The organism is Baekduia sp., from assembly GCF_035318805.1.
Lineage (GTDB): Bacteria > Actinomycetota > Thermoleophilia > Solirubrobacterales > Solirubrobacteraceae > Baekduia.
The window spans coordinates 1-16754 of the sequence record NZ_DATHDY010000016.1 but is presented as its reverse complement, the minus strand read 5'-3'; the positions used below and the strand labels follow the sequence as shown (position 1 = coordinate 16754).

At 71.7% G+C, this 16754-nt stretch carries 13 protein-coding genes and 1 pseudogene; 7 read left to right on the top strand and 7 right to left on the bottom strand.

Features of this window, described 5'->3' with window-relative positions; translation table 11 throughout:
- The first annotated feature begins 62 nt into the window (after positions 1–62).
- Complete coding sequence (locus VK501_RS02990) at positions 63–1184, top strand: LysM peptidoglycan-binding domain-containing protein (protein ID WP_324334489.1); 1122 nt, start codon at positions 63–65, stop codon at positions 1182–1184.
- A gap of 126 nt (positions 1185–1310) precedes the next feature.
- On the opposite strand, the gene VK501_RS02985 is transcribed toward VK501_RS02990, so the two are convergent.
- The 6 genes from VK501_RS02985 to uvrB form a co-directional block, all read right to left on the bottom strand.
- Positions 1311–2324, bottom strand: a complete 1014-nt coding sequence (locus VK501_RS02985) for a hypothetical protein (protein ID WP_324334487.1) — start codon at positions 2322–2324, stop codon at positions 1311–1313.
- A 131-nt stretch (positions 2325–2455) separates the two neighbouring features.
- A complete protein-coding gene (uvrA, locus tag VK501_RS02980; protein WP_324334485.1) occupies positions 2456–5359 on the bottom strand; it encodes an excinuclease ABC subunit UvrA in 2904 nt (967 codons plus the stop codon).
- Positions 5360–5431: 72 nt separating this feature from the next.
- Positions 5432–6517 (bottom strand): hypothetical protein, encoded by a 1086-nt coding sequence (locus tag VK501_RS02975; RefSeq protein WP_324334483.1) that lies wholly within the window; start codon positions 6515–6517, stop codon positions 5432–5434.
- Between the two features lie 44 nt (positions 6518–6561).
- Positions 6562–7398, bottom strand: coding sequence for a DivIVA domain-containing protein (locus VK501_RS02970; RefSeq protein WP_324334481.1), 837 nt, complete (start codon positions 7396–7398; stop codon positions 6562–6564).
- A gap of 80 nt (positions 7399–7478) precedes the next feature.
- A complete protein-coding gene (locus VK501_RS02965) occupies positions 7479–8240 on the bottom strand; it encodes an A/G-specific adenine glycosylase (RefSeq protein ID WP_324334479.1) in 762 nt (253 codons plus the stop codon).
- A gap of 11 nt (positions 8241–8251) precedes the next feature.
- Positions 8252–10276 carry an excinuclease ABC subunit UvrB gene (gene uvrB / locus VK501_RS02960; RefSeq protein WP_324334477.1) on the bottom strand — a complete coding sequence of 675 codons (2025 nt, stop codon included), beginning with the start codon at positions 10274–10276 and terminating at the stop codon, positions 8252–8254.
- Between the two features lie 64 nt (positions 10277–10340).
- Between uvrB and VK501_RS02955 the strand changes: the two genes are divergently transcribed.
- The gene (locus VK501_RS02955) at positions 10341–11840 is read left to right on the top strand and encodes an amino acid permease (RefSeq protein WP_324334475.1); all 1500 of its coding nucleotides are present in this window, start codon (positions 10341–10343) and stop codon (positions 11838–11840) included.
- An 83-nt stretch (positions 11841–11923) separates the two neighbouring features.
- Here the strand turns inward: VK501_RS02955 and VK501_RS02950 are convergent, their stop codons facing one another.
- On the bottom strand, positions 11924–12592 hold the full coding sequence (locus VK501_RS02950) for a hypothetical protein (protein ID WP_324334473.1): 669 nt from the start codon (positions 12590–12592) through the stop codon (positions 11924–11926).
- 107 nt (positions 12593–12699) lie between these two features.
- Here VK501_RS02950 and VK501_RS02945 point away from each other — a divergent pair, with 107 nt between their 5' ends.
- The 5 genes and pseudogenes from VK501_RS02945 to VK501_RS02925 form a co-directional block, all read left to right on the top strand.
- Positions 12700–13008 (top strand): metalloregulator ArsR/SmtB family transcription factor, encoded by a 309-nt coding sequence (locus tag VK501_RS02945; RefSeq protein WP_324334471.1) that lies wholly within the window; start codon positions 12700–12702, stop codon positions 13006–13008.
- Positions 13009–13162: 154 nt separating this feature from the next.
- Positions 13163–14377, top strand: coding sequence for an ROK family transcriptional regulator (locus VK501_RS02940; RefSeq protein WP_324334469.1), 1215 nt, complete (start codon positions 13163–13165; stop codon positions 14375–14377).
- Positions 14378–14430: 53 nt separating this feature from the next.
- On the top strand, positions 14431–15561 hold the full coding sequence (locus tag VK501_RS02935; RefSeq protein WP_414641037.1) for a sugar ABC transporter substrate-binding protein: 1131 nt from the start codon (positions 14431–14433) through the stop codon (positions 15559–15561).
- Between the two features lie 30 nt (positions 15562–15591).
- A complete protein-coding gene (locus tag VK501_RS02930; RefSeq protein WP_324334465.1) occupies positions 15592–16365 on the top strand; it encodes an ATP-binding cassette domain-containing protein in 774 nt (257 codons plus the stop codon).
- Positions 16365–16754, top strand: a pseudogene (locus VK501_RS02925) (hypothetical protein); the annotation flags it as partial. The gene VK501_RS02930 and the pseudogene VK501_RS02925, both read left to right, overlap by 1 nt.

Sequence of the window (16754 nt, the reverse complement as noted above, 5' to 3'; positions counted from 1 at the left end):
CAAGGCGTCGTAATCCCGCTCCTGGGGTTCAGGGTTGGTCAGAGCAAGGCAAGGTGAAGGCCATGCCTTTCCGCCTTCCGGTCCTTGCGGCTCTCCTGTTGTCCACGTTGGTCCCTGCCGCCGCGCAGGCGAACGTGTCACATCTCGTCGTGCCGGGCGAGACGCTGTCGGGGATCGCCGCCGCCAACGGCCTGTCGCCGCAGGCGCTGGCCGCCGCCAACGGGCTGCCCGCCGATGCGTTCGTCATCGCCGGCCGGTCGCTGTCGGTTCCGCCGCGCGGCACCGTCGCCGCGGCCTCCACCCCGGCCACCACCACGGCCGCGCCGGTCCCCGCACCGCTCGGCGGCTACCGCGTGCGCCTCGGCGACTCGCTGAGCGCCATCGCGACCGAGCACGGCGTCGGCCTCGCCCAGCTCGCCGCGGCCAACGGGATCGACCCGCAGGGCGTCCTGATCGCCGGCACCTCACTGCGGCTCCCGGCCCCCGGCAGCTCCACGGCGGGCAGCACATCGACCAGCGCGACCGCGCCCGCCACCACGACGGCCAGCGCGACCACCAGCCGAGGCGGCCACTACGTCGTCCCCGGTGACACGCTCAGCGGCATCGCCGCCGCCAACGGCCTCACCCCCGCCGCGCTGGCCGCCGCCAACGGCCTGACGCCCAACTCGTTCGTCATCGCCGGCACGCGCCTGCGGATCCCGGCCGGGACGCCGTCGGCGGTCGTCCCCGCCACGAGCACCGCGAGCACGCCCTCCTCGACGCCCACCGCGCCCAGCACCGTCGCCGGCGGCGGGCGCCTCAGCGCGTCCCAGATCGGCTCGATCGCCGGCCAGAACGGCGCCCCCGCCTCGCTGGCCACCGCGATCGCCTGGCAGGAGAGCGGCTTCAACAACAACATGGTCAGCGTCGCCAACGCGCGCGGCATCATGCAGGTCATCCCGAGCAGCTGGGACTACGTCCAGCACAACCTCGGCGCCGGCCAGCTCGACCCGGCCTCGCCGAACGACAACGTCCGCGCCGGCTCGATCCTGCTCGCCCACCTGCTGCGCAACACGGGCGATCCGGCGACCGCCGTCGCCGCCTACTACCAGGGCCTCGGCTCGGTCCGCCGCATCGGCATGCTGCCCGAGACCCGCCAGTACGTCGCCAACGTCATGGCCCTCCGCTCCCGCTTCGGCGGCTGACAGCGCCCACGGCCACCCCGGCGGCGTCGAGGGACGACTCAACCGCGACTATCGCGGTTCAGTCGTCCCTCGACGCTGGGCGCCCGCCAAGGGCTCGTACGTGCTGCGGGCGGCCGCGGCTGCGCGTCAGAGCTTCACGCGCAGCGCGGCGGTGCCGCCGTCCTGCGCGGCGGTGACGATCGCCATCAGCTTGCCGGGACGCCGGAGCGCGGCCGCCAGGAGCCGGCGGTCCGCCGCCCGGGCCGGCACGATCGCCGCGGTGATCCGCCCGGCGCGCGGGAAGCGCAGGGTGCGGCCGAAGTCCACGCCGCCGGCGCGGACCGCGAGCCTGACGGCGCCGGCGCGGCTCGTGCTCACGAGCATGCGCAGCCCGCCGCCACGGGCCACGGCGCGAGACGGACCGACCAGCCGCAGGAACGGCGCGAGATCGGCGACGTTGTCGGCCGGGGTCGCGTCCGGGCCCTCGGCGCCGACCTGCACGCGCACCGGCGGACCGGCGCGCAGGTCGACCCACCGGCTCATCTCGACCTCGGCGCCCGGAGCGAGCGGCCGAGCCCGCGCGCACGAACCGGCGTCGCACGGGAACCAGCCGTGGCCCGGGACGTCGAGCGCCGGCGCGTCGCGCACCGTCGTGCCGGCGTTGCGCACCCGCGCGACCACGAGCGCGCGGTCGGGCCGGTACTCGGCGATCCGGGCCGTGACGATCCGGAGGTCGCCGGCGTCCTGGGTCTGGTCGCCGAGGCCGTCCTGATCGGCGTCGCGCTCGGTCGTCACGGCCACCGCCAGCTCCTGGCCGGAGCGCCGCTCGGCGTAGGGCACGTCGCGGGCATCGTCGGCCAGCGCGGGCCGGAAGACGTCCACCAGGCTCAACCGCGCAGGGTCGCCGAGCTCACCCAACTCGGGCCGAGCCGGCACCGAACGGAGGATCGCGTGGCCACCGACCTCCTGCGCGACGGCGAGGCTGCCGAACCGGCCGGACGGCAACCGCAGCCCGCGCCCGGGCGGGATCGCGAACGTGTAGGTCCCGGCCGCGGCCGGCAGGGCCTCGGCCGGCGACGCGGCCGACACCGTCGCGCGGTCGCCGCCGCCGGCGAGCTGCAGCCGCACCGGCCCGGCGCTGCCACCTGGTCCGACGGTCACCGTCCACCCCACCACGACCGCCGGCCCCCGCCCCTCCGCCGTCTGCGGCCCGATCCACTGACCCCGCACCGTCGCCGGCCCCGCGGGCGTCAGCAGATCCTCGGCACTGGCGCCCGGCGCCGCCAACGCTCTTACGCCGCCGCCGGCACCTTCCGGGTCCGCGCCCGCGGCTTCCTCGGCCCCTTGGCCGCCTTCGGCGTCACCAGGCCCGCGAGGAACTCGCCGGTGTGCGACCCGGGCGTGCCGGCGACCTCCTCGGGCGTGCCGACCGCGACCACCATGCCGCCTTCCTCGCCACCCTCCGGCCCCATGTCGACGATCCGGTCGGCCGTCTTGATGACGTCGAGGTTGTGCTCGATCACCACGATCGAGTTCCCCGCCTCGACCAGGCGCTGCAGCACCTCCAGCAGCCGCTGGACGTCGGCGAAGTGCAGGCCCGTGGTGGGCTCGTCGAGGATATACAGCGTCCGCCCCGTCGCGATCTTCGACAGCTCGGTCGCGAGCTTGATCCGCTGTGCCTCGCCGCCCGACAGCGTGGTCGCCGGCTGGCCCAGCCGGATGTAGCCGAGGCCCACGTCGCGCAGCGTCTCCAGCCGGCGATGGATCTTCGGGATGTGCTGGAAGAACTCGACGGCCTCCTCGACCGGCATGTCGAGCACGTCGGCGATCGTCTTGCCCTTGAACCGGACCTCGAGCGTCTCGCGGTTGTAGCGCTTGCCGTGGCACTGCTCGCACGGCACGTACACGTCCGGGAGGAAGTGCATCTCGATCTTGATCTGCCCGTCGCCGCGGCAGACCTCACAGCGCCCGCCCTTGACGTTGAAGGAGAACCGCCCCGGCTTGTAGCCGCGGGTCCGGGCCTCTTGGGTCTTGCTGAACAGGTCGCGGATGACGTCGAACAGGCCCGTGTAGGTCGCGGGGTTCGAGCGCGGCGTCCGGCCGATCGGCGACTGGTCGATCTGGATGATCTTGTCGACCTGGTCCAGGCCCAGCACCGCGGTGTGGGCGCCCGGCCGCTGGCGCGCGCGGTGCAGCTTGTTGGCCACCGCCTTGAAGAGCACCTCGTTGACCAGCGTGGACTTGCCCGACCCCGAGACCCCGGTGACGCACGTCATGACGCCCAGCGGCACCTTGACGTCGACCTTCTTGAGGTTGTGCTGCGACGCGCCGCGGATCTCGACGTAGCCGCTCGGCGTGCGCCGCTTGGCCGGCACGTCGATCGTCCGCGTGCCCGCCAGGAACTGCCCGGTCAGCGAGGACTTGACCTTCATGACCTGCTTGGCGGTGCCCTGGGCGACGACCTTGCCGCCGTGCTCGCCGGCGCCCGGCCCCATGTCGATGAGGTGGTCGGCCGCGTGCATCGTCTGCTCGTCGTGCTCGACGACGAGCACGGTGTTGCCCAGGTCGCGGAGGCGCTCGAGCGTCCCGATCAGCTTGCTGTTGTCGCGCTGATGCAGGCCGATCGACGGCTCGTCGAGCACGTACAGCACGCCCACCAGCGCCGACCCGATCTGCGTCGCCAGGCGGATCCGCTGGGCCTCGCCGCCCGACAGCGTCGCCGCCGCGCGATCCATCGACAGGTAGCCGATCCCGACGTTCTCCAGGAACTGCAGGCGCTCGCGGATCTCACGGAAGATCAGCCGCGCGATGTGGCGCTCGGTCTCCGACAGGTCGACCTCGTCGAGCCACGCCATCGCCCGGCGGACCGAGAAGGCGCTGAACTCGTGCAGCGCCATGCCGCCGACGAGCACCGCCCGCGACTCGGGCCGCAGCCGCGCGCCCTTGCACACGGGGCACGGCACGAGCGACATGTACTCCTCGATCTTCTCCCGGACGCCCTCGGAGTCCGTCTCGCGATAGCGGCGCTCGAGGTTGGTGATGATCCCCTCGAAGCGCGTGGAGTACGCGCGCCGCCGGCCGTAGCGGTTGCGGTAGGAGATGTCGATGCGGTCGCCGTTGGTGCCGTGCAGGAAGAGGTCCTGGAGCTTGGCCGGGAGCTGCCCCCAGGGCATCTCCATGTCGACGTCGTACTTCTCGGCGATCGCCTCGGTGATCTGCTCGTAGTAGTTCGACGCGCTGTTGGCCCACGGGGCGATCGCGCCCTCGCCGAGCGACAGCGACGGATCCGGGACGACCATCAGCGGGTCGATCTCCATCTGGGACCCGAGGCCGGTGCAGCGCTCGCACGCGCCGTGCGGCGAGTTGAAGGAGAAGATGCGCGGCTCGAGCTCGGGGATGACCGGGCCGTGGTCGGGGCAGGCGAACTTCTCGCTGTAGAGGGTGACGACGGGTGGCTGGGACGAGTCTCCCTTCGGCACCGTCTCGATCTCCACCATGCCGTCGGCCAGCGCGACCGCCGTCTCGATCGAGTCCGCCAGCCGCTTGCGCACCTCAGGGCGCATCACCAGCCGGTCGACGACCACCGAGATGTCGTGCTTGAACTTCTTGTCGAGGACGATCTCCTCGTCGAGCATCCGCAGCTCGCCGTCGACCTTGGCGCGCTGGAAGCCCTCCGACAGCAGCCCCTTGAACGCCTTGCCGTACTCCCCCTTGCGACCGCGCACTACCGGCGCGAGGACCATGAACCGCTCGCCCTCGGGGTACTCCATCACCTGGTCGATGATCTGCTCGGCCGACTGGCCCTGCACGGGCTTGCCGCAGATGTGGCAGTGGGGATGGCCGATGCGCGACCAGAGCAGGCGCAGGTAGTCGTAGATCTCGGTGACGGTGCCGACCGTCGACCGCGGGTTGCGCGACGTGGTCTTCTGGTCGATCGAGATCGCGGGCGACAGGCCCTCGATCGAGTCGACGTCGGGCTTGTCCATCTGCCCGAGGAACTGGCGCGCGTACGCCGAGAGCGACTCGACGTAGCGCCGCTGACCCTCGGCGTAGATGGTGTCGAAGGCGAGTGACGACTTGCCCGATCCCGACAGGCCCGTGATGACCGTCAGGGCATCTCGCGGCAGGGTGACATCGACGCCCTTGAGGTTGTGCTCACGGGCGCCGGAGACGACGATTGCGTTCTTCGGCGGCACGGTCGTCCGAGTGTAGCCAGGCGAACAGACGTTCCCACGGCGCGCGGACTTCGCCCCCGCACGGCGCGAGGCTCAGCCGCCGGCGGCGCCCTTGACGACCGTGCGGAACGCGCTCAGCGCGGGCTTGTCGCGGAAGCCGCCGCCCGGCAGCGCCGTGCGCAGGCCGGAGTAGTCGAACGAGTTCTGCGAGCCGTTGTCGACCGTCGCCCACGTGTACCAGAACACCCGCGCCAGCTTGAGCTTCTGACGGTCGCGGAGCAGCAGCCCGTAGATCTCGCGCAGGCGCTGGGCCTGCCCGGACTCCGTGGTCTCCCAGTTCTGCGTCAGCGGCGTCTTCTTGCCCTTGGCCGACGACCAGGTCAGCTCCGTCAGCCACATCGGCACGCGCGAGTACCCGTGGTGGTCGAGCGCCTCGCGGTTGAGCCGCACGATCTTCAGCGCGTTGGACGGCCGGCCGCTGAACGGGTGCGCGCCCGCCGCGTCGAAGCGCAGCTTCGGGCCGGACACCTTCAGGAGCGTGGCCAGGTCGCGCCACGAGTAGTTGGCCATCGACGCCATCAACACGGTCGCGCCGGGATCCGCGCCCTTGACGGCCGGATAGGAGGCCCGCAGCAGCGCCGCGTACGGCTTGGCGAACGGCTGCGCGCGGAAGTAGTCCTTGAGGTTCGGCTCGTTCCAGATCTCCCACGTGCGGACCGCGCGCCTGGGGACCTCGGGATGCTCGGTCCACAGCGACCCCGACGGCCCGTAGCGGCCGATCAGCGCCCGCAGGTACGCCGCGAAGTCGGCCGGCCTGGCCGGCGGCACGAACGGGTCGACCGAGCCGCCGTTGGCCCACGCCGGCGCTCGGACGGCGAGGCCGAGCACGTCGATCCCGGCCCGCGCCGCAGCCAGCACCTTGCGGTCGGTCGCCGCCCACGAGTACTGCCCGGGCGCCGGCTCGATCACGTCCCACGCCAGCTCGACGCGCCAGGACTGCACGCCGGCCGCCTTCATGTCGGCGGCCTGCGCGTCGAGGTCCACCGCGGGGTCGTCCAGCGGACCGTTGACCATGACGCCGAAGAAGCCCTTCGGCGTGGCGGCGTCGGCGGGCGTGGCGACGGCCGGGGCCAGCAGCAGCACGGCCGACAGGAGCAGGAACGCGAGCAGACGGAGCATCAGGGCTCCGAACGCCTCGGGAGCGCGGGAGTTGCGGGCCGCGGTCAGGACCCGACCGTCGCGTAGACCTCGTCGAGCAGCCCGGCGCGGTCGGCGAGGTCGAAGTTCTCGGCCAGGTACTCGTCGGTCTCGGCGCGCGGGGTGCCGTTGAGCGCCATGTTGAGGGCGACCAGCCGGGCACCGTCGACGTCGGCATCGGCCCCGTCGGGCGCAGCGTCCTCGGCGGGCTCGACCTCGAGCACCTCGGCGACCGCGACCTCCTCGACGACCGTCTCGTCGCCGAGCGGCGCGTCCGCGTCCGCGTCCGCGGCGGGCTCCGGCTCGTCGGCGACGACGGCCAGCGGCACCGACTCGACCACGCGCGGGCCCGCGGCCGGACGCTCGCGTCCCGCGGCGTCGTACAGGTCGCTCATGCCGTCCTCGAGCAGCGACAGGTCAGCGGTGAGGCGGTTCGCACCGGTCCGCAGGCTCTCGACCAGACCGGCCAGCTCGGAGTCCATCGCATCCACGCGCTGCAGCATCTGCGTGGTCGACTGACGGACCTTGTCGACGTGCTCCTGGCTCTGGCCGACGGCCTCCTCGCGCGTCTGTCGCGCGTCGGCCTCGGCGTCCTCGCGGATGCGCTGCGCCTCGTCCCGCGCGCCCTGCTCGATCGCCGCGGCGCTCGACTCGGCGGCCTCGACGATCGACCGGACCTGCTCGGAGGCGGCCTGCGCGATCGAGGCCGGGCTGCTCTTGGCGGAGCCGCCCGCGGCGCCGCGGCGCAGCTGCTCGACCTCCTCGGCGACACGGGCCAGGTGCGCGTCCACGGCCTCGGGCTCATAGCCCCGGCGCCCGATGGGGAAGTCGCGCTTCTCGATGGTCTGACGGTCCAGGGCCATGCCGCGAACCCTAGTGGGTCGCGCGGGGACGTTCGCCGGACGGGATTACCGGTGAACGTTTCCGCGCGGCCCACGAGCGATCACGACGGCAGGCTGAGCCCATCCGCGCCACGCTCCACGAGCCCGTCGCGCACGAGCCCCTCGATGGCCAGCTCCAGGCGCTCCAGCTCGATCCCGGCGGGCAGGTCCGCCCCGGCCGCGAGGGCCTCGACCACCCGTCCGCGCACCCACCGGTTGGAGTCCTCGAAGCGTTCGCGCCGCGTGCCGTCGCCGGGCCGGCCCCGCGGCCCCACGACGACCGCACCCGCCGACGCGCACCCGCTCGCGACCGGGCAGACCGGGCATGCGGCCTCGCGCGCGCGGCACACGACGGCGCCCAGCTCCATGACGGCCTGCCCGAGCTCGGGCGGCGTGTGCGCCGGCGTCCAGCCCGTGCGCTCCAGGACCCGGGCGACGTTGGTGTCGACCGGCAGCTCGTCGCGCCCGAAGGCGAAGGCGCCCACCGCGGCGGCGGTGTAGGGCCCGATGCCCGGCAGCGACCGCAGCTCCGCCGGCCACCCGTCCCGCGCCACCACCGCGCACGCCGCGCGCAGCCGCAGCGCGCGCCGGTTGTAGCCGAGGCCGACCCACGCCGCGAGCACGTCGGCCACCGGCGCGGCGGCCAGCGCCGCGGCCGTCGGCCAGCGCTCCAGCCAGGCGAGATAGCGCGGAACGACCCGCGCCACCTGCGTCTGCTGCAGCATCACCTCGCTGACGAGGATCGCGTACGGATCCCGCGTGCGCCGCCACGGCAGATCCCGCGCCTCGCGGGCGTACCACTGAAGCAGCGCCTCGGCGAGCATCGACCGGGACGCTACGCCGGCGCCTCCATGTCGGTCAGCTGCCGCAGGTCGCGCCGCAGCTCCCGGATCTCGTCGCGCAGCCGTGCGGCGTACTCGAAGCGCAGGTCCTCGGCCGCCTCGACCATCTCCTGCTCGAGCTCGATGATGGTCTTGTCGAGCTCGTCGGAGGTCATCGACTCGGTCTTGACCTTCTTGCGATCGCTGCGGCGCCTGCCCTTGGGCGTCTTGCTCTCGCCCTGCAGGAACTCCGACATGTCGCTGATGCCCTTGACGATCGAGGCGGCGGTGATGCCGTGGTCCTCGTTGTACTTGAGCTGGATCGCCCGGCGGCGGTCGGTCTCCGACAGCGCCGCCTTCATCGCCGCGGTCTCCTTGTCGGCGTACATGATCACCGTGCCGTCGACGTTGCGGGCGGCGCGGCCGATCGTCTGGATCAGCGACGTCTCCCCGCGCAGGAAGCCCTCCTTGTCGGCGTCGAGGATCGCCACCAGGGAGACCTCCGGGAGGTCGAGTCCCTCACGCAGCAGGTTCACGCCGACCAGCACGTCGTACTCGCCCAGTCGCAGGTCGCGGATGATCTGGATCCGCTCGAGCGTGTCGACCTCGGAGTGCAGGTAGCGGACCTTGAACCCCATCTCGAGCAGGTAGTCGGTCAGGTCCTCGCTCATCTTCTTGGTGAGCGTGGTGACGAGGATGCGCTCGTTGCGCTCGACGCGCTCGCGGACCTCGTTCATGAGGTCGTCGATCTGGTTGCGCGTGGGCCGCACGTCGACGTGCGGGTCGATGATCCCCGTGGGCCGGACGATCTGCTCGACCGTCGCGCCGGCGTGCGCGCGCTCGTAGGTGCCCGGCGTCGCCGAGACGAACAGCATCTGCGGCGTGATCGAGAGGAACTCCTCGAAGCGCTGCGGGCGGTTGTCCAGCGCGCTCGGCAGCCGGAAGCCGTAGTCGATGAGCGTGGCCTTGCGCGAGCGGTCGCCCTCGTACATGCCGCCGATCTGGGGCACCGTCTGGTGCGACTCGTCGATCATGCACACGAAGTCGTCGGGGAAGTAGTCGATCAGGCAGTACGGCCGGTCGCCGGGCATGCGGCCGTCCAGGATGCGCGAGTAGTTCTCGATGCCGTTGCAGAAGCCCATCTCCCGCAGCATCTCCATGTCGTACTGCGTGCGCTGGCGGAGGCGGTGGCTCTCGAGCAGCTTGCCCTCGGCTTCGAGCTCGGCCGTGCGATGGTTCAGCTCGCGCCCGATCTCCTCGACCGCGCGGTCCACCGTGCCCTCGCGCACGTTGTAGTGCGACGCCGGCCAGACGCCGACGTGCTCCATGTCGCCGTGCACGAGCTCGCCGGTGAGCGGGTCGAACTCCTGCAGCGACTCGACCTCGTCGCCGAAGAACGTCGCCCGGTAGGCGGTGCGCTCGGAGTACGCCGGGAAGATCTCAAGGGCCTCGCCGCGCACGCGGAACGAGCCGCGGCCGAGCGCCTGGTCGTTGCGGGTGTACTGGATCGTGACGAGCTTGCGCAGGAGCAGGTCGCGGTCGACCTCGGCGCCCTTCTTGAGGATCACCAGGTTGTCGTTGTAGGTCTCCGGCGAGCCGAGGCCGAAGATCGCCGACACCGACGCCACGATGATCACGTCGCGCCGGCCGAAGAGCGCCGCCGTCGCCGCGTGGCGCAGCCGGTCGATCTCCTCGTTGATCGCCGAGTCCTTCTCGATGTAGAGGTCCTTGCTCGGGACGTACGCCTCGGGCTGGTAGTAGTCGTAGTAGGAGACGAAGTACTCGACCGCGTTGTCGGGGAAGTAGCTGCGGAACTCGTTGCACAGCTGCGCGGCCAGCGTCTTGTTGTGGGCCATCACGAGCGTCGGACGCTGCACGCGCTCGATCACCGAGGCCATCGTCATCGTCTTGCCCGTCCCCGTCGCGCCGAGCAGGGTCGTCATCGGCACGCCGGCGCCGAGCGCCTCGACGATCCCGTCGATCGCCTGCGGCTGGTCGGCCATCGGGCTGTAGGCGGCGTCGAGGCGGAAGGGCGGCATCCGTTCAGCGTAGCCGCCGCCCCGGTCCGGTTTGACGGCCCGGGCGCTCGGAAACACCCCCGCCATGCCGGCGGCGGCAGGCGGACGGCGCGGATCGGGGAACGGCGGCACGACCGCGGCTCCCCGCAGCGGGCCCTTCGCCCGCAAGCCGGCCCACCAGCTCGTCGCCGAGACCGGCGACGACGGGGGCCTGCGCAAGGCGGTCGGCGCGGTCAGCCTGACCGCGATGGGCCTGGGCGCCATCATCGGCACCGGCATCTTCGTGATCATCGGCGAGGCGATCGGCCTCAGCGGTCCCGCCATCGTCCTGAGCTTCGCGCTCGCGGCGATCACGTGCGTGTTCAGCGCGCTGAGCTACTCCGAGCTCGCGTCGACGATCCCGGTCTCGGGCTCGGCCTACACCTACTCGTACGCGACGCTCGGCGAGCTGGTCGCCTGGATCATCGGCTGGGACCTCATCCTGGAGTACGGCGTGTCGGTCGCGGCGATCGCCGTGGGCTGGGGCGGCTACCTCCAGTCGCTGCTGGACTCGCTGATCGGGGTCCATCTGCCCGACGCGATCTCCAAGGCGCCGGGCGACGGCGGCACGTTCAACCTCCCGGCGGTCGTCCTCGTCCTCGCGATCGCCGCGCTGCTGTGCGTCGGCGTGCGCGAGAGCACCCGGACGAACACGGCGATGGTCGCCTTCAAGCTCGTGGTCCTGATCCTCTTCGTCATCCTCGGCGGCTACGCGCTCCTGTTCCACGAGGGTGGCGGCGCCGGCGGCTTCTCCCCCTTCGCCACCCACGGCTTCTCCGGCGTGGTGGACGCCGCGGCGCTGATCTTCTTCGCCTACATCGGCTTCGACGCGGTCTCGACCTCCGGCGAGGAGGCCGAGAAGCCGCAGCGCGACCTGCCCGTGGCGATCATCGGCTCACTGGTCATCGCGACGTTCCTCTACGTCGTGGTCGCGCTCGTGACCGTCGGCCTCGCGCCGGCGTCCGAGCTCGGCGGCTCGACCGCCCCGCTGGCCGACGCGCTGGAGATCGGCGGCGGCTACGGCAGCTGGGCCGCCGACGTCCTGAGCCTGGGCGCGCTGGTCGCCATCACCTCGGTGGTCCTGACGATCCTCTACGGCCAGACGCGGATCATGTTCGCGATGACCCGCGACGGGCTCCTGCCACGGGGCTACGGCAAGCTGTCGGCGCGCCGGACCCCGGTGCGCATCACGGTGAGCTTCGGCGTGGCCATCGCGCTCCTGGCCGCGTTCATCCCGCTGACCGAGATCGCCAAGCTGGTGAACATCGGCACGCTCTTCGCGTTCGTCCTGGTCAACATCGGCGTGATCGTGCTGCGCCGGACCGAGCCCGACATGGAGCGCGGCTTCCGGGTGCCCTTCGTGCCGTGGTTCCCGCTCGCCGGCATCGCGCTGTGCATCTACCTGATGACCCGGCTCGAGGGCATCACGTGGCTGCGCTTCGGCGTCTGGCTCGTGCTCGGCCTGGCGATCTACGGCCTCTACGGCCGGACCCACTCGCGCCTGCAGCGCGGCGACCGCGAGCCGCTGGTCGAGCCCGGCCGCTAGGAGCCGGGTCCCTACTGGACCGCGGGTACGAGCCCCTGGGCGAGTACCCGCAAGGGAACCTGGCCCTCTGGGCCAGCGTTCCCCTAGCTCGGGCCCACGCGCCGGACGCGGCCGTCCGGGCCGACGTGCCACGCGGCACCGGTGCCGTGGATCTCGCCGTCGACCAGCAGCGCACCCTCGTCGAGCGCCCAGCCCTCGCGCGCGAGGCCCTCCTGCACGACGTGGACGAGGCGGCCCAGCGTGCCCCACTGCGCGGCGTGGACGTCGATCGCGAACGGCACGAGGCCGAGGCCCGACCGGACGGTGACGACGTCGAGATCCTCACCGCTCTCCTCCGGGCACACCGGCAGCCCGTCGGCCGAGCGCCAGCCGCCGACGACCGCCTGCTCGGCGGCGACCGCGGCGCCGGCCGAGAAGCCGGCGTACGGCACGCCGGCGGGCGGGCGCCAGCCGGCCAGCACCTCCAGGTACAGCGGCGTCAGCCCGCCGGCGACGTAGATGCCGGCCACGCCGTCGACGTCCGCGTCGGCGATCGCGCGCTGCGCCGAGAGCACCACGACGCGGACGTCCTCGTCGTCGGCGCCCGCGTCGACCAGCGTGGTGCGCCAGCGGTCGGCGTCGACGCCCTCGCCCTCGTCGGCGATCAGGCAGGCGATCGGACCGCCCGCGCACGCGGCGACGAACGGGCGATGGGCCGGGAGCACCTGCTCGGGCTCCCGGCCGCCACCGATGAGGAAGGCTCCGGAGGACATGGACCACGGTCTATCAGGCGGCAGCGCCCAGGACGTCCGCGGCGGGCGCCAGAGGCACCGCGTCAAGAGGTTCGACCGGTGTCGAACCACCCGCTAGCCTATGTCGCGTGGACATCTTCCAGCCTGCCACCGAGGACCTCGACGTCACGACCGTGCTCCAGGCGCTCGGCGACCCCATCCGCCTGAGGATCGTGCGCCTGCTGGCCTCCGGGGGCGAGCAGGTCTGCGGCGCCGTGGACCTCGGGATCAGCAAGTCCACGCGGTCACATCACTTCAAGACCCTGCGCGAGGCCGGCGTGACCTTCACCCGCGTCGAGGGGACGCACCGCCACGTCTCGCTGCGCCGCGACGACCTCGAGGCGCGCTTCCCGGGTCTCCTCGACGCCGTGCTGCAGACGCAGGCGGCGCCGGCCTAGGACCGGCGCCGCGGGCGCCGTGCCCGTTGGGGAGATCCGCCACCCATGGCACGAGGTGGTTCGACCGCATCGTGGCCAAAGCACTGCGATCGTTCCACCGAGTTCGTTCTTTCTCTTGACAAACCTCCCATCGAGGTGAGAGGGTCGCGAGCCGATGGGTCAAGAAGGGTCTGGGTCGCTCGAATCCCTCCGCGAGCGGAACCGGCGGCGCGTGCTGAGCGCGCTTCGGGTTGCAGGAATCACCAGCCGTGCCGAGCTCGCTCGCCGCACGGGTCTTTCGCGAACCACGGTGTCCTCGCTGATCGGCGACCTCGTCCGCGAGGGTCTCGTCGCCGAGCGGGTCGACCACAGCTCCGTTCCGGGTGCCCAGGGCGGCCGGCCGCCCGTGCTCGTGTCCCTCGACCGGCGTGCGGGCGCGGCCGTCGGCGTCGACTTCGGCAAGACCCACGTGACCGTGGCAATCGCGGACCTCGGACATACCGTCCTGGCCGAGATGCGCCGCGAGCTGCCCGGCGACCACCGCGCCGACGCGGACCTGGAGATCGCCAGCCAGCTCGTCGACACCGCCCTCGAAGAGGCCGGCGTTGACCGCAGCCTCGTCCTCGGCGTCGGCATGGGCCTGCCGGGCCCGATCCACGCCGACACCGGCACGGTCGGCTCGACCTCGATCCTCCCGGGGTGGGTCGGGGTCACGGCCGCGCGCGCGATGAGCGACCGGCTCGGCCTCCCCGTGCGCGTGGACAACGACGCCAACCTCGGCGCGCTCGCCGAGCACGTGTGGGGCGCCGGCGCCGGCGTCGACGACATGATCTACCTCAAGCTCGCGACCGGCATCGGCGCCGGGCTCGTGCTGAACGGCCGCCTCTACCTCGGCGTCGGCGGCACCGCGGGCGAGATCGGCCACACGATCATCGACGAGCACGGCCCCGTGTGCCGGTGCGCCAACCGCGGTTGCCTGGAGACGCTGGCCAGCGGCGCCGCGACCGTCGAGCTGCTGCGCCCCACCCTCGGCGACGACCTCACGCTCAACCAGCTGGTCGAGCTCACGCTCGAGGGCCACCCCGCCTGCTGCCGGGTCGTCGCCGACGCCGGGCGGCACATCGGCCGCGCGGTGGCCAACCTCGTCAACCTGCTCAACCCGAGCCGCGTGGTCGTCGGCGGTGAGCTGGCCGCCTGCGGCGCCGTGCTGCTCGACCCGTTGCGCCAGGAGTGCAAGCGGCACGCGATCAGCAGCGCCGGCGACGACGTCGAGATCGCCCACGGGCCGCTCGGCGATCGCGCGCAGGTACTGGGCGCGCTGGCGCTGGTGCTGCAGGACGCCGAGACCTTCGCCACGCCCGTCGACCACCTGGCCGAGGCGCAGGCGTGACCCACCCGACTTCCCCCATCCCTGTCCCTTGCACCTCGAGGAGGAGCGTGTATATGCGTAGTACCAAATGGGTCGCCGGCTTTGCCGCCGTGGCCCTCTCAGTGGGTGTCGCTGCCTGTGGCAGCAACAACAACAGCAGCACCGACACCGGCAGCGGCGCGTCGACGTCGGCCGCATCGAGCGGCGCCAAGGCGAAGAAGATCGCCCTGCTGCTGCCCGAGTCCAAGACGGCGCGGTACGAGTCCCAGGACCGTCCGAACTTCGTCAACAAGATGAAGACGCTGTGCCCGGACTGCGAGATCATCTACTCCAACGCCGACCAGGACGCCGCCAAGCAGCAGCAGCAGGCTGAAGCGGCCATCACGCAGGGCGCCAACGTGCTCGTGCTCGATCCGGTGGACGGCGCGTCCGCCGGTGCGATCGTCGCGCGCGCGAAGCAGTCCAAGATCCCGGTCGTCTCGTATGACCGCCTGATCCTCAACACCGGGGATCTGGACTACTACATCTCGTTCGACAACGAGAAGGTCGGCGTCCTCCAGGGCACGGCGCTCGTGGACAAGCTCAAGAAGGACGGCAAGTCCGGCTCGGTCGTGATGATCAACGGCGCTCCGACCGACAACAACGCCAAGCTGTTCAAGCAGGGCGCACACAGCGTCATCGACAAGAGCGGTTTCAAGGTCGCCAAGGAGTACGACACGCCCGACTGGTCGCCGGACAAGGCCCAGAGCGAGATGGAGCAGGCGATCACGGCCGTCGGCAAGAGCGGCTTTGTGGGCGTCTACGCCGCCAACGACGGCACCGCCGGCGGAGCGATCGCGGCCATGAAGGCCAACGGCGTCGACCCCAAGAAGATCCCGATCACGGGTCAGGACGCGGAGCTCGCCGGCGTGCAGCGCATCGTCGCGGGTGAGCAGTACATGACGGTCTACAAGGCCATCAAGGCCGAGGCCGAAGCCGCCGCGCAGCTGGCCTACGACGTCTCGCAGGGCAAGACGCCCGACGCCGCCACCGTCAACGGCAAGACCAACAACGGCCAGGCCGACATCCCGTCGGTCCTCCTGACCCCCGTGTCGGTCACCGTCGACAACATCCAGGACACGATCATCAAGGACGGCTTCTGGAAGGCCTCGGAGATCTGCACCGGCCGCTTCGCGGCGGGCTGCAAGACTGCCGGCATCCAGTAGGTAGCTGAAGCCGGAAAGGAAGAGCCCGAGATGGCAGAGACCACCCCCCTGCTCGAAATGCGGGGGATCACCAAGAGGTTCGGCGCCGTTCGTGCGCTGAACGGCGTGGACTTCCGGGTCATGCCCGGCGAGGTCGTTGGCCTCGTCGGTGACAATGGCGCGGGCAAGTCCACGCTCGTCAAAGTCATCTCGGGCATCCACCCGGGCGATGAGGGCGAATACCTGTGGGAGGGTCAGCCGGTATCGGTGACCACCCCGCAGGACGCCACCCACCTGGGCATCGCGACGGTCTACCAGGACCTCGCGTTGTGCGACAACCTCGATGTGGTCGAGAACCTGTACCTCGGCCGCGAGGTGCTCGCCAGCGGTCTGCTGGACGAGGTCACCATGGAGCACAAGGCCAACGAGCTGCTGGCCGAGCTGTCGGTGACGACGATCCAGTCCGTCCGCGGCGAGGTCGGGGCCATGTCCGGTGGCCAGCGCCAGTCGGTTGCCATCGCGCGATCGCTGCTGGGCGAGCCGAAGATGGTCATCCTCGACGAGCCGACCGCCGCGCTCGGCGTGGCGCAGACCGCGCAGGTGCTGGCGCTGATCAAGCGCCTGAAGGCGCGCGGCCTGGGCGTCATCGTGATCAGCCACAACGTCTCCGACCTCTTCCAGGTCGCCGACCGCCTCTTCGTCATGCGTCTCGGCGCTGCGGGCGGGGAGTTCGACGTGGCCACCGCCACGCAGGAGGGTGTCGTCGCCGCCATCACGGGCCTGGCGGGCGAAGGCAACGGCAAGGCACAAGGAGCAACGCACTGATGAGCGCCACCACCCCCACGCCCACCGAGGACGATCGCCGCGCCCGCGGGCCAGCCGTGCTTGACGGAGAGCACCGCGGCGATGGAGGCGCAGAGTCCGCTGACGGCACCGACCGACAGGTCGATCTCGCCGAGCAGCAGCACGAGCACCACGCCGACCGAGATCAGGCCGACGGCCGTGATCTGCAGCGACAGGTTGACGATGTTGGTGGAGCTGAGGAACCGGCTCTCCTGCGACTGGAAGATCGCCCACACGATCGCCAGCAGGATGAGGACGCGCAGCGAGCCGAGATCGCCCGTGCGGATCCGGTTCATGAGCTCCTTGCCGGAGGTCGGCAGGGTCTCCTTCTGGGCCGCGGCGGTGGTTGGATCCTGCTCGGTGGGCGCGGG

What these genes read in the sequence shown, in the direction of transcription:
- VK501_RS02990 (WP_324334489.1), top strand. Translation starts at nt 63, where the DNA reads ATGCCTTTCCGCCTTCCGGTCCTTGCGGCTCTCCTGTTGTCCACGTTG.
- VK501_RS02975 (WP_324334483.1), bottom strand. Translation starts at nt 6,517, where the DNA reads ATGCTCCGTCTGCTCGCGTTCCTGCTCCTGTCGGCCGTGCTGCTGCTG.
- VK501_RS02970 (WP_324334481.1), bottom strand. Translation starts at nt 7,398, where the DNA reads ATGGCCCTGGACCGTCAGACCATCGAGAAGCGCGACTTCCCCATCGGG.
- VK501_RS02965 (WP_324334479.1), bottom strand. Translation starts at nt 8,240, where the DNA reads ATGCTCGCCGAGGCGCTGCTTCAGTGGTACGCCCGCGAGGCGCGGGAT.
- uvrB (WP_324334477.1), bottom strand. Translation starts at nt 10,276, where the DNA reads ATGCCGCCCTTCCGCCTCGACGCCGCCTACAGCCCGATGGCCGACCAG.
- VK501_RS02955 (WP_324334475.1), top strand. Translation starts at nt 10,341, where the DNA reads ATGCCGGCGGCGGCAGGCGGACGGCGCGGATCGGGGAACGGCGGCACG.
- VK501_RS02950 (WP_324334473.1), bottom strand. Translation starts at nt 12,592, where the DNA reads ATGTCCTCCGGAGCCTTCCTCATCGGTGGCGGCCGGGAGCCCGAGCAG.
- VK501_RS02940 (WP_324334469.1), top strand. Translation starts at nt 13,163, where the DNA reads ATGGGTCAAGAAGGGTCTGGGTCGCTCGAATCCCTCCGCGAGCGGAAC.
- VK501_RS02935 (WP_414641037.1), top strand. Translation starts at nt 14,431, where the DNA reads ATGCGTAGTACCAAATGGGTCGCCGGCTTTGCCGCCGTGGCCCTCTCA.
- VK501_RS02930 (WP_324334465.1), top strand. Translation starts at nt 15,592, where the DNA reads ATGGCAGAGACCACCCCCCTGCTCGAAATGCGGGGGATCACCAAGAGG.